The organism is Tsuneonella mangrovi, assembly GCF_002269345.1.
GTDB classification, from domain to species: domain Bacteria; phylum Pseudomonadota; class Alphaproteobacteria; order Sphingomonadales; family Sphingomonadaceae; genus Tsuneonella; species Tsuneonella mangrovi.
Map to the genome: position 1 here is coordinate 555,772 of NZ_CP022889.1, position 22,173 is coordinate 577,944.

24 protein-coding genes are annotated in these 22,173 nt (G+C 63.4%); 15 read left to right on the forward strand and 9 right to left on the reverse strand.

The window, feature by feature from the left end:
* Positions 1–93: 93 nt before the first annotated feature.
* The 4 genes from CJO11_RS02655 (at position 94) to CJO11_RS02670 (ending at position 4,334) form a co-directional block, all read left to right on the forward strand.
* Entirely contained in the window at positions 94–465 is a 372-nt protein-coding gene (locus tag CJO11_RS02655; RefSeq protein ID WP_095011322.1) for a hypothetical protein, read from the forward strand.
* A gap of 297 nt (positions 466–762) precedes the next feature.
* Entirely contained in the window at positions 763–2,466 is a 1,704-nt protein-coding gene (gene rpsA, locus CJO11_RS02660) for a 30S ribosomal protein S1 (RefSeq protein WP_095011323.1), read from the forward strand.
* A gap of 132 nt (positions 2,467–2,598) precedes the next feature.
* Entirely contained in the window at positions 2,599–3,354 is a 756-nt protein-coding gene (gene gloB, locus CJO11_RS02665) for a hydroxyacylglutathione hydrolase (RefSeq protein ID WP_095011324.1), read from the forward strand.
* A 5-nt stretch (positions 3,355–3,359) separates the two neighbouring features.
* On the forward strand, positions 3,360–4,334 hold the full coding sequence (locus CJO11_RS02670; RefSeq protein WP_095011325.1) for an NADPH:quinone oxidoreductase family protein: 975 nt from the start codon (positions 3,360–3,362) through the stop codon (positions 4,332–4,334).
* A 20-nt stretch (positions 4,335–4,354) separates the two neighbouring features.
* On the opposite strand, the gene CJO11_RS02675 is transcribed toward CJO11_RS02670, so the two are convergent.
* From CJO11_RS02675 to CJO11_RS02710, 8 genes are all read right to left on the reverse strand, one after another.
* On the reverse strand, positions 4,355–4,903 hold the full coding sequence (locus tag CJO11_RS02675) for a F0F1 ATP synthase subunit B family protein (RefSeq protein ID WP_095011326.1): 549 nt from the start codon (positions 4,901–4,903) through the stop codon (positions 4,355–4,357).
* Entirely contained in the window at positions 4,896–5,390 is a 495-nt protein-coding gene (locus CJO11_RS02680; RefSeq protein WP_095011327.1) for a F0F1 ATP synthase subunit B family protein, read from the reverse strand. Before CJO11_RS02680 ends, CJO11_RS02675 begins: the two co-directional genes overlap by 8 nt.
* An 82-nt stretch (positions 5,391–5,472) precedes the next feature.
* On the reverse strand, positions 5,473–5,700 hold the full coding sequence (locus tag CJO11_RS02685) for a F0F1 ATP synthase subunit C (protein WP_095011328.1): 228 nt from the start codon (positions 5,698–5,700) through the stop codon (positions 5,473–5,475).
* 42 nt (positions 5,701–5,742) lie between these two features.
* Positions 5,743–6,522 carry a F0F1 ATP synthase subunit A gene (locus tag CJO11_RS02690; protein ID WP_276270697.1) on the reverse strand — a complete coding sequence of 260 codons (780 nt, stop codon included), beginning with the start codon at positions 6,520–6,522 and terminating at the stop codon, positions 5,743–5,745.
* A 29-nt stretch (positions 6,523–6,551) separates the two neighbouring features.
* Entirely contained in the window at positions 6,552–6,878 is a 327-nt protein-coding gene (locus CJO11_RS02695; protein WP_150124964.1) for an AtpZ/AtpI family protein, read from the reverse strand.
* Between the two features lie 153 nt (positions 6,879–7,031).
* Positions 7,032–7,421, reverse strand: a complete 390-nt coding sequence (locus CJO11_RS02700; protein WP_095011331.1) for a YdbL family probable chaperone protein — start codon at positions 7,419–7,421, stop codon at positions 7,032–7,034.
* The gene (locus CJO11_RS02705; protein WP_240504536.1) at positions 7,421–7,627 is read right to left on the reverse strand and encodes a YnbE family lipoprotein; all 207 of its coding nucleotides are present in this window, start codon (positions 7,625–7,627) and stop codon (positions 7,421–7,423) included. Before CJO11_RS02705 ends, CJO11_RS02700 begins: the two co-directional genes overlap by 1 nt.
* Positions 7,628–7,674: 47 nt before the next feature.
* Positions 7,675–10,935 (reverse strand): intermembrane phospholipid transport YdbH family protein, encoded by a 3,261-nt coding sequence (locus CJO11_RS02710; protein WP_095011332.1) that lies wholly within the window; start codon positions 10,933–10,935, stop codon positions 7,675–7,677.
* 58 nt (positions 10,936–10,993) lie between these two features.
* Here CJO11_RS02710 and radC point away from each other — a divergent pair, with 58 nt between their 5' ends.
* Positions 10,994–11,722, forward strand: a complete 729-nt coding sequence (radC, locus tag CJO11_RS02715; protein ID WP_240504625.1) for a RadC family protein — start codon at positions 10,994–10,996, stop codon at positions 11,720–11,722.
* A gap of 2 nt (positions 11,723–11,724) precedes the next feature.
* On the forward strand, positions 11,725–12,495 hold the full coding sequence (locus tag CJO11_RS02720; protein ID WP_095011333.1) for an NRDE family protein: 771 nt from the start codon (positions 11,725–11,727) through the stop codon (positions 12,493–12,495).
* A gap of 20 nt (positions 12,496–12,515) precedes the next feature.
* Here CJO11_RS02720 and CJO11_RS02725 read toward each other — a convergent pair whose 3' ends face one another.
* Positions 12,516–15,323 carry a DUF3857 domain-containing protein gene (locus CJO11_RS02725; RefSeq protein WP_095011334.1) on the reverse strand — a complete coding sequence of 936 codons (2,808 nt, stop codon included), beginning with the start codon at positions 15,321–15,323 and terminating at the stop codon, positions 12,516–12,518.
* A 261-nt stretch (positions 15,324–15,584) separates the two neighbouring features.
* Here CJO11_RS02725 and purB point away from each other — a divergent pair, with 261 nt between their 5' ends.
* From purB to accD, 9 genes are all read left to right on the forward strand, one after another.
* Positions 15,585–16,898: an adenylosuccinate lyase gene (gene purB / locus CJO11_RS02730; protein WP_095011335.1), complete on the forward strand. Its 1,314-nt coding sequence runs from the start codon at positions 15,585–15,587 to the stop codon at positions 16,896–16,898.
* A gap of 69 nt (positions 16,899–16,967) precedes the next feature.
* Entirely contained in the window at positions 16,968–17,300 is a 333-nt protein-coding gene (locus tag CJO11_RS02735) for a DUF1049 domain-containing protein (protein WP_095011336.1), read from the forward strand.
* Positions 17,300–17,974 (forward strand): orotidine-5'-phosphate decarboxylase, encoded by a 675-nt coding sequence (gene pyrF / locus CJO11_RS02740; RefSeq protein ID WP_095011337.1) that lies wholly within the window; start codon positions 17,300–17,302, stop codon positions 17,972–17,974. Before CJO11_RS02735 ends, pyrF begins: the two co-directional genes overlap by 1 nt.
* A 17-nt stretch (positions 17,975–17,991) precedes the next feature.
* Complete coding sequence (locus tag CJO11_RS02745; protein ID WP_095011338.1) at positions 17,992–18,498, forward strand: GNAT family N-acetyltransferase; 507 nt, start codon at positions 17,992–17,994, stop codon at positions 18,496–18,498.
* 14 nt (positions 18,499–18,512) lie between these two features.
* Positions 18,513–19,148 carry a phosphoribosylanthranilate isomerase gene (locus CJO11_RS02750; protein WP_095011339.1) on the forward strand — a complete coding sequence of 212 codons (636 nt, stop codon included), beginning with the start codon at positions 18,513–18,515 and terminating at the stop codon, positions 19,146–19,148.
* Positions 19,145–20,353, forward strand: coding sequence for a tryptophan synthase subunit beta (gene trpB / locus CJO11_RS02755; RefSeq protein ID WP_095011340.1), 1,209 nt, complete (start codon positions 19,145–19,147; stop codon positions 20,351–20,353). Before CJO11_RS02750 ends, trpB begins: the two co-directional genes overlap by 4 nt.
* A 41-nt stretch (positions 20,354–20,394) precedes the next feature.
* A complete protein-coding gene (locus tag CJO11_RS02760; protein WP_205651093.1) occupies positions 20,395–20,535 on the forward strand; it encodes a hypothetical protein in 141 nt (46 codons plus the stop codon).
* Positions 20,532–21,323: a tryptophan synthase subunit alpha gene (gene trpA / locus CJO11_RS02765; RefSeq protein WP_095011342.1), complete on the forward strand. Its 792-nt coding sequence runs from the start codon at positions 20,532–20,534 to the stop codon at positions 21,321–21,323. Before CJO11_RS02760 ends, trpA begins: the two co-directional genes overlap by 4 nt.
* On the forward strand, positions 21,320–22,168 hold the full coding sequence (accD, locus tag CJO11_RS02770) for an acetyl-CoA carboxylase, carboxyltransferase subunit beta (RefSeq protein WP_095011343.1): 849 nt from the start codon (positions 21,320–21,322) through the stop codon (positions 22,166–22,168). The genes trpA and accD overlap by 4 nt, the downstream gene beginning before the upstream one ends.
* Positions 22,169–22,173 lie beyond the last annotated feature (5 nt).

Below are 22,173 nucleotides of genomic sequence, written 5' to 3' on the forward strand. Positions count from 1 at the left end.
TCGCATCGGGTCGCTTGTGGTCGTCCACGGACGGTAAGCCACAGCGGCAACCTGCACGTCGCGTGGTTTCCCGTCGTTTACGGGAGAGAACGCATGAAGAAGACTTTGTTGGCCGCCGTGATGTTCGGCGCAATTGCCACTCCGGCCCATGCAGAACACTGGGACGTGATCAGCACTAAGCTGAAAGACGGTTGCACGATGGGCAAGTACATGGAAATCGTGAAGGACTTCAACGCATGGGCCAAGCCTTACGGCTACCATGCCACGATCCTGACACCGATTCAGGCCCAGGACCTGACGACCTTCTGGTGGATCGGCGTCACCGAAAACACGGCGAAGTTCGGCGAAACCTGGGACACATGGCGCGACGCGTTGGCGGACCCGAACTCGGCACCATCCAAGCTGCAGACGCGGTTTGATGCCTGCGGAACCGATACTTCACGCACCGGCTACGACGCGCAGTAGGCCAGACCGCAACGGCCTGAGGGGAAGCGCAGCGGAGATTTGCCCGCCGCGCTTCCCCACTCCACCAATCTGCAACAGCCGATCCCAGCCCCTAAATCGCTTGCCTTTTGGACCCGTTTCACCTAGGCGCGCGCCGTTCTCGAAATCCCCGGATTGAAAGAACCCGTGTGGCGGCAATCGGCACCACGCGGCCTCGGCCCTCTTGCCCCGTTGGCCCCGCAATCGTGCGGGAGACGGGTAAAGACCCCGGAAAAACCGGTGGCCGGTAGCAAAACGAACGTACAGGACTGAAAACAGATGGCTTCTACTGCCAATCCCACGCGCGCCGATTTCGAGGCGCTGCTCAACGAACAGCTCGGCGGCGCCGGCGAAGACGGCTTCGAAGGCCGCGTCGTCAAAGGCACCGTGACTGCAATCGAAAACGGCATGGCCGTGATCGACGTTGGCCTGAAGAGCGAAGGCCGCGTCAACCTCAAGGAATTTGCGCGCAACGACGATGAACACGGCCTCGAGGTCGGTTCGGAAGTCGAAGTGTTCGTCGACCGCGTCGAGAACGCCGACGGCGAAGCGATGCTCAGCCGTGACCGCGCCCGCCGCGAGGCCGCGTGGGACAAGCTGGAAAGCGAGTTCGGCGAAGGCAAGCGCGTCGACGGCCGCATCTTCGGCCGCGTCAAGGGCGGATTCACCGTCGACCTCGACGGTGCCGTGGCCTTCCTGCCCGGCTCGCAAGTCGACATCCGCCCGGTGCGCGACGTGACCCCGCTGATGGATATGCCGCAGCCGTTCCAGATCCTGAAAATGGATCGTCGCCGCGGCAACATCGTCGTCTCGCGCCGCGCGGTGCTCGAAGAAACACGCGCCGAACAGCGCAGCGAGCTGATCAGCGACCTCGCCGAAGGCCAGGTGATCGACGGCGTCGTCAAGAACATCACCGACTACGGCGCGTTCGTGGACCTCGGCGGTATCGACGGCCTGCTCCACGTAACCGACATGAGCTACAAGCGGGTCAACCACCCCAGCGAAGTGATCAATATCGGTGACACCGTGACCGTGCAGATCGTCCGCATCAACTCCGACACCCAGCGTATCAGCCTGGGCATGAAGCAGCTCGAAAGCGATCCATGGGATGGCGTGGGCGCGAAGTATCCGGTGGGCATGAAGCTGACCGGTACCGTGACCAACATTACCGAGTACGGCGCGTTCGTGGAAATCGAACCGGGCATCGAAGGCCTGGTCCACGTTTCCGAAATGAGCTGGACCAAGAAGAACGTCCACCCGGGCAAGATCGTCAGCACTTCGCAGGAAGTCGAAGTGATGGTGCTCGAAGTCGATGCCGACAAGCGTCGCATCTCGCTCGGCCTCAAGCAGGCCCAGCGCAACCCGTGGGAAGAGTTCGCAGACCTGCACCCGGTCGGCTCGAAGGTCACCGGCGAAGTCAAGAACGCAACCGAGTTCGGCCTGTTCATCGGCCTTCCGGGCGACGTCGACGGCATGGTTCATATGTCCGACATCGCGTGGGGCATTTCGGGCGAAGACGCGCTGGCGCTGCACCGCAAGGGTGAAGAGGTCGAAGCGATCGTGCTCGACGTCGACATCGACAAGGAGCGCATCAGCCTCGGCATGAAGCAGCTCGAGAAGGGTGCGCCGACCGAAGCCGGTGCCACCGGATCGCTCAAGCGCGGCGAAGTCGTCACTGTGACCGTCCTCGAAGTCCGCGATGGCGGCCTCGAAGTGCAGGTTGGCGAAGACGGCGCGACCGGTTTCATCAAGCGCAGCGACCTCGGTCGCGACCGCGACGAGCAGCGTCCGGATCGCTTCCAGACCGGCCAGAAGCTCGATGCGATGGTCACCGGATTCGACCGCTCCAAGAAGCCGAACTTCTCGGTCAAGGCGCGCCAGATCGCCGAAGAGAAGGAAGCAGTGGCCCAGTTCGGTTCGTCCGATTCGGGTGCCTCGCTCGGCGACATCCTCGGCGAAGCGCTCAAGCAGAAGGGCGAGTAACCCTCCCCTCTTGCCGCAAGGCAATACGAAAGGCCCGCCCGCTCACCCGAGCAGGCGGGCCTTTTCTATGTCGTGCATCGGCGGTAGGCATGGGAAGCTGAAGCAGCCAAGCGATAGGAAGCCGCCAACTCCATGCTCGAAATTCACCAGTTCCCGTGCCTGTCCGACAACTACGGCTATCTCGTCCACGACACCGCTTCGGGCGAGACGACCTGCATCGATACGCCGGATGCCGCCGAATATCTCAAGCAGGCCGAAGCGAAGGGGTGGAAGATCACCCAGATCTGGAACACCCATTGGCACCCCGACCACGCCGGGGGCAACGAAGCGATCAAGGCCGCGACCGGCTGCGCGATCTCCGGCCCCGCCGAAGTGACCAAGATCGCTCCGCTCGATCGCGAACTGACAGCAGACGATACCGTCGCCCTTGGCGATCACGTTGCGAAAGTGATCGACGTGTCGGGCCACACCAACGGCCACATCGCATTCTTCATGCCCGACGACGGCGTGGCGTTCGTAGGTGACAGCGTGTTCGCACTCGGCTGCGGGCGGATGTTCGAAGGCGAGCCGCAACAGTTCTGGGGCAGCCTCTCGCGGATCAAGACGCTACCGCCCGAAACAATGCTATACTGCGCGCACGAATACACCGCATCGAACGCCAAATTCGCGAGCCACGCAGACCCCGACAACGCCGCACTAGCGGCCTATGTCGCGGAGATCGCTGCCAAGCGCGCGAACGATGAGCCGACCGTCCCTGCCCAACTGGGCCGCGAGCTGGCGACCAACCCGTTCCTGCGGGCCGACGATCCGGCAATGCAGCAGCGTTGGGGCGGCGCAACCCCGGCAGAGACGTTCGCCGCGCTCCGCTCTGCCAAGGACAATTTCTGAGGACCATGCAGGCCCTTGTGGTCGAGCAGCTGTCGTCCGATTTGTCGGGCGTAGGGCTTGCCGAATTGCCAGTGCCTGAGCGACAGCCCGGCGAAGTGCTGGTGCAGGTGCGTGCGGCCTCGCTCAATTTCCCCGACCTGCTCATGACGCAGGGCAAATACCAATTCAAACCCGATCTCCCGTTTGTCGCCGGAATGGAGCTGGCCGGAGAAGTAGTCGAGGCAGGCGCGGATTGCGGCTTTTCGCCTGGCGACCGGGTTTGCGGCGGAGCGAAGACCGGGGCAATGGCCGAATTCTCAAGCGTAGCCGCTTCCTCCCTCCGGCCGATTCCCGACGGGCTGGACTTTACTGCAGGGGCGGCTCTTGGGGCAGCCTACGGCACGGCCTACACCGCGCTGGTAGAAATCGGCGGCCTCAAGGCGGGACAGTGGGTCCTTGTTCACGGTGCCAGCGGCGGGGTCGGTCTCGCCGCGTGCGATCTTGCCCGGGCGATGGGCGCGCGGGTGATCGCTGCGACCCACGACGAAGCCAAGGTGGAGCGCATCCGCAAAGCGATTTCGCCCGACGCAGTGATCGTCAATCGGGATCGCTTTCGCGAGCAGGTCATCGAATTGACCGGCGGCGCATTGTGCGACCTTGTCTACGACCCGGTCGGAGGCGACGTGTTCGACGAAAGCACCCGATGTGTCGCCTTTGGCGGCAAGTTGCTGGTGATCGGGTTCGTCTCGGGGCGGATCCCGGAAATCGCCGCCAACATCCCGCTGATCAAGGGGTTTTCGGTCGTGGGCGTGCGAGCGGGAGAATACTCCCGGCGCTTCCCGGAGCGTGGTGCTGCGATCAAGGCCGAAGTGACTCGTCTCGCCAGCTCAGGCGCGATCCACCCAACGATCGACCGGACCCTGCCGCTTGCACAATGGCGCGAAGGATTCGCCGCGATGGCGGGTGGCGAAATCGTGGGGAAAGTGGTGTTCGAACCCTAACCGGGCTGCAAACCGCAGCTTCAAATGTCGGCGATCGCCTTGTCGACCAGCTTCGCGTCGGCGTCCGCGCCATGCCCTTCGGCGATCAGCTGGCGGGCAGCTGCAGCAGCCGCTGAACTTGCCTTGGCACGCAGCTCGGCAACGACTGCGCGTTCGGCTGCGGCGATCTTCTCTTCGGCCATCTTCTCGTGACGCGCGACCAGCGCTGTCGCGTCGTCCTTGGCCTTCTTGACGATCGCCTTGGCTTCTTCCTCGGCAGCGGCCTTGAGCTCTTCAGCGTGCTTCGCCGCGTTCTTCACCTTCTGCTCGTACTCGGCCTTGAGCGCTTCGGCTTCCTTGCGAAGCGTCGCCGCTTCGTCGAGGTTCTGGCGAATACCTTCGATCTTCTTGTCGAGCATCGCGCCGACGATCTGCGGCACCTTGAGGTAGATCATCAGCGCGATCAGCGCGAGGACCGCCATCGCCCACCAACCACCGGCGTTGAGCATCAACGCGGTCGGCTCGGCGTGCTCGCCACCGTGTTCGGCAGCAGCTTCGGCAGCGGCGGAGAGGATCGTGAAATCAACCATTGGTCATTACTGCCTTCACCGCAGTCCCCGCCTTGGCAGCGGTCACCTTCGCACCCGACACCTTGGCGACGATATCCTGCGCCGCTTCGGCCGCAACCGCCTCGATGCTTTCGAGCGCCTTGGAGCGAGCCTCGGCAATGCGGGCATCGGCTGCGGCGATCTTCTCGCTGATCGCAGCGTCCGCCTTGGCGACACGCTTTTCGGCATCGGCCTGCGACTTCGCCTTGGCCTCGGCCGCAATCGTCCGGGCATCGGCGTGCGCTTCCGCTTCGGCAGCGAGCGCCTTGTCATGCACGTCCTCCGCCTCGGCGCGCGCCTTCTCGGCGGCAGCCAAGTCGCCCGCGATCTTGGCATCGCGATCTTCCACGACCTTCTCGATCTGCGGCACCATCCGCCTGGCGATACCGAAGTAGATGATCCCGAGCGTCACCAGCAGCCAGAACCACTGGGATTGATAGACGACGAGGAGTTGGGTCAGTTGAGGCATTGGACCAATTCGTGCTTGAGCAGCCTGCAATCGCCCCGGCGCAGCGCGGTTACGCGCCTTGCCAGGGCAATTTCAGTGCAGATCAGACCGCGTAGAGGATGATCATGGCGACCGCGAACGCGATCAGGCCAAGAAGCTCCGCCGCGGCGAAGCCGATGAACAGGCGGCCCTGCTGGCCGTCTGCCGCACCCGGGTTGCGCAGGGCGCCCTGCAGGAACGAACCGAACACGAAACCGACGCCGATGGCGGCGGCACCGGTGCCGATGGCCGCGAGGCCGGCGCCGATCACTTTTGCAGCTGCGAGATCCATTTCAAATTCTCCGTTTCAAATACGTAATTGATAATCAGGACATCAATGCAGGTTTACCGCATCGTTGATGTAGAGCGAAGAGAGCAGCGCGAAGACGTAAGCCTGGATCGCGCAAACCAGCAGCTCGAGCGCATTTACGCCGAGCACGAAAACGAACGAGATCAGGGCAATGACGTAGCCGGTCACCGTGCCCGAATTGATCCCCTGGACCACGAAGTTTCCGAAAACCTCAAACAGGATGTGTCCGGCGATCATCGCCACGAACAGTCGCAGCGCAAGGCTGAACGGGCGGACCATGAAGCTGATGAATTCGATGATCGCGATCAGCGGGACCATCACCTTAGGCGTGCCATGCGGCACGAACAGGCTGAAGAAGTGCAGCTTGTGGCGCCAGAACCCGACAATCAGCACGATCGAGAAGCTGATGATCGCCATCAGCCCGGTCACCGTGAATTGCGCGGTTACCGCAAACGGGTGGCCGCCCGGGATGAAGCCCGACGGGAACAGGCTGAGGTAGTTGGCAAACAGGATGAACGTGAAGATCGTGAAGATCCACGGGGTGAACTTGCGTCCTTCCGGCCCGATGCTCGACAGCGTCATGCCGGAAATGAATTCCACGAACCCTTCGACCATCACCTGCCAGCGGCCGGGAACCAGCTCGCGCTTCATCCCGCCCCACATGAACACCAGGATGCAGCCGAGGATGAGACCCATCCACAGCGCCGAATTGGTGAACTGGAACGGAGACGCGACCAGGTGATCACCCACAACGGGGTTGATCATGAACTGGTGCATAGGGTCGATCTTGGCAGATGCGGCCACGGTTTCTCTTTCCTGTTGCTGCCCCGCGCCTATTCGGCGCGGTCGTTGTCCGCACCCTTGCCGATGCGGAGGACATTGATGCAGGCACCCACGAACGCGAGGAACATCATCGTGATGGTGATCCACGGCAGGGTGTTGAAGACTTTATCGAGTGCGAACCCGACGATGATCCCGCCAAGCGGATATCCGACCATCGTCGAAGCGACCTGTAGCGCGTTACCGCGAACCGCGTTGACCGCGAAGTGTTCCTTGGAAACCCGCTCGTCCTCGGACTGGCGCGCCGCGGCGATCCGCTGCTCGAGCGAATCGAACTGCGGGTCTTCGCCCATGGGTTCGTTCTCGGGGTCGTTAGCCACGACAGGTAGATCGCCTTGCGCAGGGTTGCCGATATACGCCTACGGCCGGGGGCTTCCCGGCCGAGACGGGCCGTCCTTAGGGATGCCAAAGTGGCAAGTCAACAGCCCCTGCTGCAGTGCAAACAGGTGCCCGATTTCAGGGGGAGAAAGCGGTCAGGAAGGGCAGCGGCTGTCGCGCGTCGGCGGAGCGCTGGTGCGGGTCTGCCACGAACCGTCAGGTGCCTGGTATTTTTCACCCGGAACGGTCTTGAGGATAGCGATGCACCCCGCCGTGAACGCATATTCTTCTAGCGTGGCATTGGCCGCCTGCGCCCGGTTGGCATAGAGCGCGCGACGCTTGATGTTGATATCGTTGACGATTCGTTCGAGCGCCGGGGTGCTTGCGCCGACGATCCCGAGATAGCCATCGGTCTTCTCGCCAATCTGGCCACTTGTCCGCGCGGCTTCGTAGGCGGGATCGCGCTGAGCGAACGAAGGCGTCGCGACAAGCACCATCGCGGCAGTCGCAGCAAGCGCGAAATTCCTGGTCAGCTTGGCAATCATCAGAAGATATCCTCGTTCTTGTCGATCGCGTTCGTCGCATCGGACGCGAGCCGGTAGATCACTTCCTGCCGGATATTGATGTTCAGTTCGATCACGATCGGCTTTTCAGGGGCATTCACCGAAATGCACCCGCCGAGCGCAGCCGATCCGGCCATCGCCAGCATTACACCCCGCATCGTGCGCCACTTGGATCGCTGCCCCTGCATGGAAGGAGTTCTCGCAGGCGACGCAGCACGGGTCAATTCGGCGTCGATCATGGCTTTTTCTCGCTTTCGTGAGTCTGAACGGTCGGTTCGACCGCCGTTTTGCTTTTCGGTTCGGTTGGGACTTGCGGCGACGGGGCCGGCTCGGCGGGCAACGCGCTGTCCGGCTTGACATCGACCACCGCTTGCGTCGGCTTGCCATTGGCATCGAGCAACCCGAGATCGCGCGGATCGCGCACGGCGGTGGGATCGTACATCGATCGCAGCGATCCGATCAGTTTGTAAAACGGCGCAGCGATATTGACGTTGAAGCGGATTGGCAGCTTGGCGAGCTGGCGGGTGACGAAATTGCGTTTGGCCCCTGCCCCTTGCGTGACTCCGTCGAACCGCACCTTGGTGACGATCTCGCCGGTCAGCGGCCCATCCATCCCGATGCTCATCTGCTTGTAGTCGAGCGACTTGAGCGCGTTAAACGCGAAATTTGCGATCGCGCCCTTGTCCTTGTAGGTCAGGTCGCCGAGGTAAGAGACGTTGCCACCCGGCGCGCGCGCGATCAGCAGCCCACTTTCGATCCGGCCGTTGCCGTCCTGGTCGAAGGTGATCGGCAGCGTGCCATCGAAGGTTCCGGTGGCCGCCAGGTTCTGGAAGTTCCAGTGCTGGACGAACTTCGCGGCATCGAGCCCGGTGATCTCGAACACATAGTGGCGTTCTTCGCTGATCCCCAGTTTCAGCTTTGTCGGACGCAAGACTAGCGATCCGCCCATGAACGGCCAGCGTGCGCCTGCCACCGAGAGGAGCTCGCCATTGCTTATCGCGTAAGTGACGACCCCATCGTTGACCTCGATCCCGGGATTGACCGATTTCACGTACAGCTTCTGGTCGGGCGCGGTGGTCATCCCCAACAAGTCGCTAAACTCGACCGTGCCCGAAGCGCCAGAGACTGGGCCGAACGCGGCCGCAAAGTCGACCCCATCGGACGAGAACTGGCCCGAGCTGGTCACGTGGTTCGGATTCCAGTCGATCCTTCCGCTGCCTTGCACCGTGCCCTTGGCATTGGCGATAACGCCGAGCATCAGGTAGCTGAGCTCGTCGGGCTGGAGCTGCTTGTCGAACACCAGTCCGGGTACCGAGAGATCGGCGTGCCCAGTCCCCTTTGAAAGATTGTGAACGATGTTCACCGCCATCACTTCGCGTTGCGGCTTGGGCGCGCGCAGCACGGCATCGGCATGGATCACGTTGTCCTTCAGCGTCAGTGTGCCGCCGGTTCCGGCGAGCGGGTCGAACCGCTGGACCTTGGCGCGGTCCTGCAGGATGAAACTGCCGTCGGTGAGGCTGAGCGCGCCGTCGGCATAGCGCCAGCTCCCCTTCGCGCCGAGCAAGTCGAGCGGAATTGCAGACAATCGCACATCGCTATCGGCGATAGTCCCTGATAGTTCTTCCCCGAATTTCGCGGACAGGTTGGCGATGCGGAATTCGTTGACCGCATCGTGCGGACCGAGCGCAACCTCCATATCGCTCGCGTCGATCGTGCCGGGATAGGAGATTTCGACCGCTCCGCCGGTCAGGCGGATCGGCGTTTCCGCCAAGGTGCCCGAGAGATCGAGCGAGGGGATCTCCGCAGCCATCGCCACGCCGCCTCCAGCGCTGCGCAAGATCGGCTGCCCGCCCTTCGGACAGAGTTGCAATGCGTGCTGATCGAGCGACAACGAGGCGAATTGGAGCTGCTCAAACGAAACCGCGGTGCATTTGCGCCACATCGCCAGCCCGGCGCCGGGCGACCAGCTTCCGTCGATCGGAACTGCGAGGGCTTGCGCCGATCCACCGGGTAACGGCCCGCTGGCGATTGCCCTCCCGGCAAACCCCAGCTTTCCGCCGCGCCCCTGGGCGATCACCAGTTCGGGCACCGCAAGTTGCCCGTCGCCAACCGAATAGTTCGCCATATGCAGGCGCAACACTGCGCTGCCACCCCCCGCGCGTTCCATCCGGCCGGTGATCCGCGGCAATCCCGCCCCGCCCGTTGCCACGTTGCCGGAAAAGTGCGGCGCGCCGCCGTCGGTTCGCGCCAGCTGGACTTGCGACAAAGACAGCAAGGTCGCTCCACTGCCACCGCGCAGGCTTGCTTGCGGAATGACAAGGCTGTCGACCTTGCCTGTGCGCCTCGCGGCTAATTCAGCGGTCAGGCGGCTGGCACGCCCTTCGCGCGCAAGTGCTACGCGGACCTGCCCAAGCATCGGGCCCAGGAGCGTCTCGCGCATGGCTTCCTGGCCGGAACCGAGAGCGTGATCGAGCCCCGCCCCCATACGCACACCGTTGCCCTCGACCGACGACCGCAGGTCGACATTGGTAAATCCCCGATCCGCCCGCATCGTGCCGTCGAACGTAACGATTGCCGCAAGAGCTTGGGGCAAGGTGAGCCCGCGTGCCGCCAGCGTATAGTCGGAAGTAAGCCCTTGTTTGCCCCAGGCTCCGTGGACCGTGCCGGTCACACCGTTCGCGGCGACACCGCTCATGGCGACCTGGCCGGTATCGAGCGTGCCGGTCCCTTCGATCGTGGCAAGGTCGGCGCTCGAACCCGCATCGAGCGCCACCGCGGCGTTGGAGAGCACAACGCCCTGCTGCGGACAAGCAAGCCTCGAAAGGCGTACGGGTCCGGTCAGGTTGGGCTTGCCGCCGTTGGTAGTGATTTTGCCGAAAAGCGTCGCACGATCAGCTTCGCACCCACCAATCGAAAGCTCGGGAGCAATGACCGCGAGGATCCCCTTGAAACCGCTGTCGAGCGGGCCGGCACCCTCTGCCTTGAAGCCGATCGGGCCATGATCCGATTCGATCACGCCGCGTGCATCGACCAAAGACAGGTCGAGTTTTGGCAGGCCCGGTGGGCCGCTCGACGGTGCATTCAACACCGTGTCGAGCGAACCGAAGCTCAGCTTGCCATCGTGGTACCGCCCATAGACGCGCGGTCTGACCAGCCGAACGCTACCAAGCGTCGGCGCGCCGAAGTCGTAATCGAGGGTTACCACGGCGCGCTCGATGGTGAGGTCGGGGTGCTGCGGGTTACCGACGACGATATTGCTAAGGACCTGCCGCTCCGGCCCCACGTGATCGATCTTGTAGGTTGCCGGCAGGTCGTATTTCGCCAGCTGCCCGGCAACGATACGATTGGCGATGCGGTCGCGGGCCAGCCACGCTCCGGCGAACGCAATCACGACGAGAACTGCCACCGCGATGAGTACGCGAACAGCCAGCACGCGCGGGCTGCGGGGCAGCACGTCGTCGGTCGTTTCGCCGCTGTCGAACTCGCCTTCGGCCATTGCTCCCCACTTGCGCGCAAGCCCCGGCAAAGGCAATGCATGCTCTGACAACGCGATGATGGGGCAAAGGTTGCCGCAGGCTGAAGATACTCAACCTACGAAGAAAAAAGTGCCTGCGCATAGTGGCGAAGGGCATCGCGCGCGCTTGCGGCGGCGACTGATCGACGGCGGTGCCGATGCGTTGGCCGATTACGAACTGCTCGAATACCTCCTGTTCGGGGCCAACCCGCGCGGCGACACCAAGCCTGCCGCAAAGGCACTGCTCGATCGCTTTGGAAGCCTTGCCGGAGTGCTCAACGCCGATCCACGCAGCTTGCAGGAAGTCCCCGGAGTGGGCGAGACCGCCGCGGCAGCGCTCAAGGCAGTAGCGCTCGCCACGCGCCGCAGCGCACGCAGCGAAGTGCAAGACAAGCCGGTGCTGGGCAGCTGGCAGGCCTTGCTCGACTACCTGACGATCGACATGGCGCACCTCACCGTCGAGCGCGTGCGGGTGCTTTACCTCGACACGCGCAATCGACTAATCATTGATCACCACGTCGGCGACGGGTCGATCGACGAGGCGGCGATCCATCCACGCGAAGTGGTCAAGAAAGCGCTCGAGATCGGCGCAACCGCGATGATCCTGGTCCACAACCACCCGAGCGGAAATCCCGAGCCGAGCCGGGCCGACATCCAGATCACCCGACGCATTTCCGAAGCGGGGCGTTTGCTCGGCATCGTCGTCCACGATCACGTGATCATCGGCCGCGATGGTCATTCGAGCCTGCGCGCCAAGGGTCTGATCTAGCAATGTGCGTTGCGGCAGTGGCGTGGCACGCGAGCGAACGCTGGCCGCTTGTCGCGATCGGCAATCGCGACGAATTCCACGCCCGGGCAGCTGCGCCGCTAGCCCGCTGGGCAGATTCGCCGAAGGTGATCGCCGGGCGCGACCTCGTCGGCGGCGGAACATGGCTTGGCATGAGCGAAGCGGGTCGGTTCGCGCTTGTCACCAACCTGCGCGGGTTCGGACTGCCAGACCCGGACAAGGCCTCGCGCGGGGAGATGGTGCGCCGTGTTTTGGCAGAAGCCGACGGCCCCGCCTCGCTCCACGAAAGCGACCTCGCGGGCTACAACCCGTTCAGCCTGTTTGTCGCGGAAGCGGCTAGCGGTTTGTCCTTCCACACCAATCGCCCCGCCACCCTGCACACGGCCCTGCCCGCGGGTATCTATGGCCTCTCGAACGGCTCGCTCGACGAACCGTGGCCTAAGGCGCTGGCCCTCAAGGTAGCGGTCGGCGACTGGCTCGAGCATGGCTCAAGTGAAATTGATCCGCTGTTTGCCGCGCTTCGCAGCGAAGAGCTGCCGGATGGCGGGATTGCCGCACGCGAACCGTCGGACATCGCGCTCGAACCACAAGATACCCCACCGTTCATCAACCGACCGGTCTATGGAACGCGGTGCTCGACGGTAGTGATCATCGACAGTCGCGGCCGTGGCCGGATCGCCGAGCGCAGCTTTACCGAGAATGGCAGCGAGGTCGGTACGGTCGAAATCGAATTCGAATGGCCCGGCTTCGACTGACGAAGATCACCCGTTGGCGCCTACTTGCCCGGCACGATCCCGAATGCTGCGAACCGCGCCTTCGAATCGGGATTCATCCGTAGCACCTCTGCGATGTCCTTTTCGCCGCCCGCCTTGTCGCCCATCTTGATGCGCACCACTCCGCGCATGAACCGACTGGCATAGATCCACGGAGACGCCTCGAGCGCTGCGTCGTAATCGGCCTTCGCCTCGGCAAGCTTGCCCTGGCGGAAATAGGCCATTGCGCGGCTGTCGAGCTCGGGCGCGGCCCAGTTCGACTTCTCAACCGCAGTGTTGCACGTCGCCATGATCTCGGCATCGACCATGTTCCAGATCCCCGCTTGCCAGCACAGGTTGTTGAGCAGCTGCGGATCGCCCGGACGACGGGTCAGAGCCTTTCGAATCAATGCAAGGCCTTCGGTCCTCTGGCCCGCCCACATCAACGCTTCGGCTTCCACGTTTTGCGCATTGGCGGGCGTCTTGGCCAGGTTCGCGTACTCCTTCGCCAATGCCAGCGCCTCGTCGCCCTTGCCCATTCGTCCAAGCAACATGACTTGGGCCGAATACGACTTGCCCTTGCCCTCAAGCGATTCGCCCGCGCGATAGTCCGCAAGCGCCCCGGGCAGGTCTCCGCGCCCCCATTTCAGGCTGCCACGGGTGTAGTAGAGGTCGACGGATGCGCTCTTTTCGATCGCCACGTCGTAATCACTCTCGGCACCTGCAAGGTCTCCCGTACCCCAACGAAAACTGGCGCGACTTTCGTAGTCATTGGCCTGTTCGGAGGGCTCGGCGGATGAATCGTTGGCAATCAGTTTGGCGTAGGCCGCCTCTATCGGAGCAAGCAGCTTGCGACGCGCGCCGACATAATCCCAGTTCATCAAGGTTTGGGCCGGGGCTTCCAGCTTTGGCAGGTTGTTCGAAATTGCCGCATCGCTGCGCGCTGCCGCCGGGATATCGGCAGCCGGAAGCTCGTCGGCCGCAGCGCGAACCGACTGATCGAGCGTGAACTTTCCATCGCTCAGCGATGCTTCGGATTTGATTTCGATGCCGGCAATCGAAGTGTCGATCGACTTCTTGCCGGAGGTCGAAAATCCCTTGCCGCCGTCGGGCAGGAGCATCGAAAATGCATAACCCTGGTAGGTCGGCCCCGTCAGCAAGAGGGGGACATCCTTCCATTCAGCTCGCGCGCGGTCGGCGTCGAACGAGATGTCTGCCACAGGCGTCGCCGGAGGGTGCATCTCGGTCACTTCGTTGTTGCGGTTCCATGGCGTGGTGCGGATGCCGCTGGCGGTAATGTGCGCAATACCCGATGCATCGTCGTAAGTGATCGCGGTGCTGACCGGCTGGCTGTCATCGATCACCGGCTTGATAATCGAAATGACAGCGGATCTCAGGGCATCGCCTTCCAGTTGGTCTGCCGCGGTGCGCAATGTCGCAGCGATCGGGCCGCTGAGTGCGATATCCAGGTTGTAGAGTACCGGGACATAGATCCCGGCGCTGCTGTCGTATGTCAGCGTGACCTGTTGGGTCGGCGCTTCGGGAAGCCGCTTCGGTAGCGCCATCAGGTCCGCACCTTCCTCCCGCAGAGGCAGGCCATAGCGAAAATTCGGTACCGTCGCGATGTTCGCCAGGCGCGTGCCGGATGTAGTGCCATCGAGCCAGTATTCCTTCCCGGCGATGGTCGCGTGCACCACCACATGGTCGAAATCGCCCGGCATCGGCAATAGGTCGGGCAAGGTATCGCCACCGTTGCTCAGCACGAGGAATGGCTCCGCCTTGATCCCCAAGGCCTTGAGCAAAGACAGCAGGAGCACGGATTTTGCCTTGCAGTCTCCGTAGCGTTGCTCCCACGTTTCATCCGGTTTCTGCGGGATGTAATTGCCCCCGTTCATCCCGTTGAGGAGATAGCTGATCTTGTCCTGCACCAGCCGTGTCGCAAGTACGGCCTGCGCCAGCGGATCGTCGGTCTGGCTCTTGATCGCCTTTACCTGATCATTCAGCGGGCTGTTCGGCCCGAAGCCGACTGCGGAATCGAACACGGATGCCATCTTCTTCGAAACAGCATTCCAGTCGGCGAACGTCGTCGCCTGAACGATCGGCGGGAAGTTGAACCGTACCGGAGCATTCTGTGCACCGTCGGGAACCTTGGGCAACGGCAGGTCGATCGTAAGAGTTGTGGTTCCGTTCCGGTCCACGGTCTTGAGGTCGTCAGGCCCGTGGAAGGTCGCCCACCTGACCGGCTCGCCGGTTGGCCACGAAATGGAAAGCGATCCAGTCTCAAGCGGCAGCGGCTTGGTCGGCATCGTATCGAACGCCTGCATCTGCTGACCGAGCGCCTGGTCTTTCAGAGTAATCGTGTAGGAGATCCGCAGGATGTCCCCAACCTGCGCGCCGGGAACCACCAGGGTCGCAGTGCGGGAGCCATCGACTTCGCGTTTCTCGAGGTTCTTTTCGCGCCGGAGAACTTCGAACTTTGCGCCCTGTTTGATCAGGTCGATCGTCTTCCCGTCGCGGATCAACTCGATCCGATGCACGATCAGGTCGCCCTTGTCGGGCATCCACTGCGCCTTGATCGTCCCGGCCTGCGTCAGCATTGTCGGGGTGGACAAACGGATCGCAGAATCCTGGTAGGTTGAAACCGTACCTCCCTCCATATGGATTTGCTTGTCGAGCAAAGCGACCGCCGGACCCGATTTCTCGGCATCGTCGAGCGATTTCGGCGCGACCCACTTCGCCGGCGGAGCGTAGATCACCGTGTCGCCGGCAATGGCAGGTGCGGACAGGCAGGCAACAGAAGTCGCTGCCAGGAAGTAGTACTGATATTTCATGATTGCGCCCCAATACAATCGCGTTGCGGGCCGCCCGGCGTGATCGGGCCATCTCCCTTATGAAGTATTACTTAGCCACAACTTGGTTCGCCCGCCAAGCGATAGTTTGCTTTACGATCAGAACCATGCGTCGCACCTTGGGTTGCGCGGCTCTTTCGCAGGGCGGTCGCTTCGCAAAGTCGGGTATGTCCGGGCTTGCCATAGCGAACGCACGCACCTAGCCGCTGCCTCGAAATCAATTTGATCCGACCGGAGTCGAACATGGTCCCCCGTTACGCCCGCCCCGCAATGTCCGCTATCTGGGAGCCCGAGGCTCGCTTTCGCATCTGGTTCGAGATCGAAGCCCACGCAACCGAGAAGCTGGGCGAACTTGGGGTGGTGCCGGAAAGCGCCGCCAAGGCGCTGTGGGACTGGTGGGCAACCGACCCGAAGATCGACGTTCCCGCGATCGATGCAATCGAAGCGGTGACCAAGCACGACGTGATCGCGTTCCTGACCTGGGTCGCCGAACAGGTCGGCGACGAGGCGCGGTTCATGCATCAGGGCATGACCAGCAGCGACGTGCTCGACACGACGCTGGCGGTCCAGCTGGCCCGCGCGAGCGATATTCTGCTCGAAGACCTCGACCTGCTGCTGGCCGCGATCAAACGCCGTGCGGAAGAGCACAAGTACACTCCCACAATCGGCCGAAGCCACGGCATCCACGCCGAACCGGTGACTTTCGGCCTCAAGCTGGCGCAGGCCTATGCCGAGTTCGCCCGTTGCCGCCAGCGCCTCATCAATGCGCGCGCTGAAATCGCCACATGCGCGATCAGCGGAGCAGTTGGCACTTTTGCCAACGTCAATCCGCAGGTGGAGGCACATGTAGCCGAACGGCTCGGGCTGGCAATCGAGCCGGTATCGACGCAGGTGATCCCGCGCGATCGCCACGCGATGTTCTTCGCCACGCTGGCAGTGATCGCAGGGTCGATCGAGCGCGTCGCCGTCGAAATCCGCCACCTGCAGCGCACCGAAGTGCTCGAAGCGGAGGAATACTTCTCCCCCGGCCAGAAGGGTTCGAGCGCGATGCCGCACAAGCGCAACCCGATCCTGACCGAAAACCTGACTGGACAGGCCCGGATGATCCGCGCCTATGCCCTGCCCGCGCTGGAAAACGTGGCCCTGTGGCACGAGCGGGACATCTCGCACTCTTCGGTCGAGCGGTTCATCGGGCCCGACGCGACGATCACGCTCGACTTCGCTCTCGCGCGCCTCACCGGCGTGATCGACAAGCTGCTGGTCTATCCCGAACGGATGCAGAAGAACCTCGACCGTATGGGCGGGCTGGTCCACTCGCAGCGCGTGCTGCTGGCGCTGACACAGGCGGGCGTGAGCCGCGAGGACGCCTACCGTCTGGTCCAGCGCAACGCGATGAAGGTATGGGAATCGGACGGCGCGCTGTCGCTGCTCGACCTTCTCAAGGCCGATCCCGAAGTCACCGCCGCGCTCTCCCCGACCGAGCTCGAGGAGAAGTTCGACCTCGATTACCACTTCAAGGAAGTCGACACCATTTTCGACCGGGTGTTCGCGGACTAGCGCCGCCCTTCCCTTCCACTACGCATCGCCCTAGAGACTGCACGAACGACAACAACACCGGGAACCGAGATGCAGATCGTACGCACCATCGTCTGGACCGTCCTGGCCGTCCTGCTGTTGGCTTTCAGCTACTTCAACTGGAAGCCTGTCGAAGTGCAGATCTGGTCCAACCTGGTGCTGGAAACCAAGGTTCCCGTCCTCGTCATCATCTCGTTCCTGCTTGGCCTGGTCCCGATGTGGCTGCTGCATCGCGGGGTCAAATGGCGCCTGGGCCGCCGCATCGGCGCACTTGAAAGCGCTGCCCGCTCGAATGCAGTGCGCGCCGCCACGCCCCCGATCGAACGCAGCGAACCGCCGAAAGCGACAGTCGACAAGCCGTCATCGGGGAACGAGCTTCCCTGATGAGCAATCCGGTCTATCTTGCCCTCGACGTCCACCAGCTCGACGCCGCGAAGGCGTTGGCCCAGAAGGTCAAGGCGCATGTCGGCGGGGTCAAGCTCGGCCTCGAGTTCTTTTGCGCGCATGGGCACCATGGGGTGCGCGAGATCGCACAGCTGGGCTTGCCGATCTTCCTCGACCTTAAACTCCACGACATTCCCAACACCGTCGCCGGAGCGATGCAGGCGATCCACGTGCTCGAACCGGCTATCGTGACGATCCACGCCAGCGGCGGGCGGGCGATGATGGAAGATGCCAAGGCCGTCGTGGGCGATAGCTGCAAGGTCGTCGGCGTTTCCATGCTCACCAGCCTCGACGAGCGCGATCTTGCCCAGACCGGGGTTTCCGGCTCTGCTCACGACCAGGTCATGCGGCTTGCGGAATTGGCCGAGAAGGCGGGGCTCGACGGGATCGTCTGCTCGGGCCACGAAGTGAAAGCGGTCCACAAGCAGTGGAAGAACGGGTTCTTCGTGGTTCCCGGCTTGCGACTGCCCGAGCATGCCAGCGGCGACCAGAAGCGCGTTGTCACCCCGCGAAAGGCGCGCGACGACGGGGCGAGCGTGCTGGTGGTCGGTCGCCCGATCAGCCGCGCGGACGATCCGGCTGCCGCTGCCCGGGCAATCGAATCCACGCTCTAGACCGAGCTTGCCTGCCGATGTCCGTTACCTTCCGGCCCGCCACTATTGACGACCTGTCCGCGCTCCACCCGGTGATCGAGCGAGCCTATCGCGGTGATACAGCGCGCCAGGGATGGACCCACGAGGCCGACCTGCTCGATGATACCCGCACCGACCGCGCAGAGCTGGAAGCAATCGTCAGCGACCCGGAACAGGTCTTGCTGATGGCCGAAGAGGACGGCGTGCCAATTGGTTCGGTCAATGTCGTGCGGCGAAGCGCCGAGGTCGCCTATCTTGGCCTGCTGTGCATCGAGCCGCTGCGCCAGGCAGGCGGGCTCGGCCGCCAGCTGATCGCTGCTGCCGAGGAATACGCACGCTCGACTTTCGGCTGCACGACGATGGAAATGACCGTGCTGGAACAGCGCACCGAGCTGATCGAATATTACCTGCGGCGCGGCTATCAACGAACCGGCGAACGGCGCGATTTCCCCGTCCCGCTCGATCCGCCCTATTTCATGGCAGTGCTGGCCAAATCATTGGTGTAAGGTATGGGGGCGCCATGTCTGAAACCATGATCAAGATTTGCGGGCTCAAGACGCCCGAAGCGATCGATGCCGCAGTAGACGCGGGCGCGACGCACGTCGGGCTCGTCCATTTCGAGCCAAGCCCCCGCCATGTCAGCCTCGAAGATGCCGCCAAACTGCGCCGCCGCGTACCGGCAGAGGTCAAGGTCGTGCTGCTGCTGGTCAATATGGACGTGATCCCCACCGGCCAGGCGCTCGACACGGTGCAGCCCGACGTGGTCCAGTTCCACGGCAACGAATCTTCGCAATGGGTCGGTCTGGTCAGGGACAGGACGCATTACGAGGTGTGGAAGGCGTGGGGCCTGCGCGACAGGCAGTCGCTGGTCGATATCGGCGATTTCGAGGGCAAGATCGACCGGGTGCTATACGATGCTCCGGCGAAGAAGCTACCAGGTGGCAACGGCTATCCGCTCGACTGGAACCTGCTTGCCGGGCATGAACACCGCATCCCGTGGGGCTTGGCGGGCGGCCTGACCCCCGACAATGTCGCCAAGGCGATCCGGATGACCGGCGCGCCGCTCGTCGATGCATCCTCCGGGCTCGAAAGCGCACCCGGCGTGAAGGACGTGGACAAGATCGCTGCCTTCTGCAAAGCGGCGCGCGAAGCATGAACACGCCCAATTCCTTCCGCACCCAGCCCGACGAGCGTGGGCATTTCGGCGATTTCGGCGGCCGCTACGTCGCCGAGACGCTGATGCCGCTGATCCTCGATCTGGAAAGGCATTACAATGCGGCCAAGACCGACCCGTCGTTCCACGCCGAATTCGAGGATTTGCTGGAGCACTACGTCGGCCGCCCCAGCCCGCTCTATTTCGCGCCGCGCCTGACCGAGGAATTGGGCGGAGCGCAAGTCTGGTTCAAGCGCGACGAGCTCAACCACACTGGAGCGCACAAGATCAACAACTGCATCGGCCAGATCCTGCTGGCGATGCGGATGGGCAAGACCAAAATCATCGCCGAAACCGGCGCTGGCCAGCACGGCGTCGCCACCGCCACCGTTTGCGCGCGGTTCGGGCTGCCGTGCACGATCTTCATGGGCAAGACCGATGTCGAGCGGCAAGCGCCCAACGTGTTCCGCATGAAGCTGCTCGGCGCGGAGGTGATCCCGGTCACCAGCGGCGCGGCGACGCTGAAGGATGCGATGAACGAGGCGCTGCGCCACTGGGTCGCGCACGTCGAGGACACGTTCTACATCATCGGCACCGCCGCCGGACCGCACCCCTACCCGGAGCTGGTGCGCGATTTCCAGAGCGTGATCGGCAAGGAAGCGCGCGAGCAGATGCTTGGCCGCACCGGCCGCTTGCCCGACCTGCTGGTCGCGGCGATAGGCGGCGGCAGCAACGCAATCGGCCTGTTCCATCCCTTCCTCGACGACCCGACCGTGAAAATGCTCGGCGTCGAGGCGGCGGGCCACGGGCTCGACAAGCAGCACGCAGCGAGCCTTGCGGGCGGGTTCCCCGGCGTGCTCCACGGTAACAAGACCTACCTGCTGCAGGACGAAGACGGGCAGATCGCCGAAGCGCACTCGATCAGCGCGGGGCTCGACTACCCCGGCATCGGCCCCGAGCACGCGTGGCTCAAGGAAACCGGCCGCGTCAACTATACCGCAGTGACCGACACCGAAGCGCTCGAAGCGTTCCAGCTGCTTTGCCGCACCGAAGGGATCATCCCCGCGCTCGAACCGAGCCACGCCATTGCAGCGGTCGCCAAGGTCGCCCCGACGATGGACAAGGACCAGATCATCCTCGCCAACCTGTGCGGGCGCGGCGACAAGGACATCTTCACCGTCGCCGATGCGCTGGGAGTGGAGATGTGACCTTTTCTCCCGGACGTGCGCTCGTATTCGCTTTGATCGGGTTGCCGATCGGCTTCATCCTGTCGGCCCTTCTGTTTGTCGCGCTGGAACGCGAAATCGCGGCTCCCGCGATTGCACCTTATGCGCTGGCGATTGCCGTTCTCGTGGGGATTGGCGCAGGATTGAGAAAGGCTGGGGAATGACCCGCCTCTCCTCCGCATTCGCAAAGGGGCGTCCCGCCCTCGTCTGCTTCCTCACTGCAGGAGACGGCGACACTGCCGCCAACCTCGATGCTCTGGTCGATGGCGGCGCGGACGTGATCGAGCTGGGAATGCCGTTCACCGATCCGATGGCCGACGGCCCGGCGATCCAGAAGGCCAACCTGCGCAGCCTGGGAGCGGGCACGACTACCCGCGACGTGCTGCTGGTCGCCAACGAATTCCGCGAACGGCACCCGAGCGTGCCGCTGGTGCTGATGGGCTATGCCAACCCGATGGTGCGGCGCGGCCCCGAATGGTTCGCCGCCGAGGCCAAGGGTTGCGGCGTCGACGGAGTGATCTGCGTCGATATTCCGCCCGAGGAGGACGATGCGCTCGGCCCCGCGCTGCGCACACAAGGCCTCGACCTAATCCGTTTGGCCACGCCGACCACCGACGATGCGCGCCTGCCCGCCGTGCTCGAAGGATCGAGCGGCTTCCTCTATTACGTCGCGGTCGCCGGGATTACCGGGATGCAACAGGCCGCGATCGAATCGATCCGCGACAACGTCACCCGCATCAAGCGCGCCACCAATATCCCCGTCGCCGTTGGATTTGGTGTGAGGACCCCCGAACAAGCTGCTCAAATCGCGCGCGTTGCCGATGGCGTCGTAGTTGGTTCGGCGCTGGTCGAACTTGTCGAAAAGCATGGTATCCATGCCCCCGAACACATTCGCGCGCTGACCGCATCGCTTGCCGAAGCGGTTCATTCCGCCGAGAAGGAGACCACATGAGCTGGCTCAACCGCGTCCGCAATTCGCTCCCCTTCGTCGCCAAGCGCGAAACGCCCGACAACCTGTGGATCAAATGCCCGAGCTGCCAGGAGATGCTGTTCGTCAAGGAGTTCGAGGAGAACCTCTCGGTCTGTCCGCGCTGCGGCCATCACGGACGGATCGATGCCGACACCCGGCTGGCGCAGCTGCTAGACCCCGGTTTCGACCTGCTCGAGCAACCGCAAGTCAAGGAAGACCCGCTCAAGTTCCGCGACACCAAGAAATACACCGACCGGCTGAAGCAGGCGCGCGCGAAGAGCCCGCATGCCGATGCGTTCAGCGTCGGGTCGGGCGCGATCGAGGGGCGCCCAGCTGTCGTCGGTGTGCAGGACTTCGGCTTCATGGGCGGCAGCATGGGAATGGCGGTGGGCACCGCGTTCTGCGCCGGTGCCGAGCGGGCGCTTACCCGCAAATGCGGCTACATCGTCGTCACTGCGGCGGGCGGCGCGCGGATGCAGGAAGGCATCCTCAGCCTGATGCAGATGCCCAAGGCCACGGTGATGACCCGGCGGCTGAAGGAAGCGGGCCTGCCCTACATCGTCGTGCTGACCGACCCGACCACCGGCGGGGTCACGGCCAGTTACGCCATGCTGGGCGACATCCACGTCGCCGAACCGGGAGCGCTGATCGGGTTCGCCGGGCAACGCGTGATCCAGGACACGATCCGCGAGCAGTTGCCCGAAGGCTTCCAGCGCGCCGAATACCTGCTGAAGCACGGCATGGTCGACATGGTCGTCCCTCGCGCCGAGCTGAAGGAACAGCTGGCGACCCTGCTCGATTACCTGAGCCCGGCCAAGGCCGCCTGAGGGCA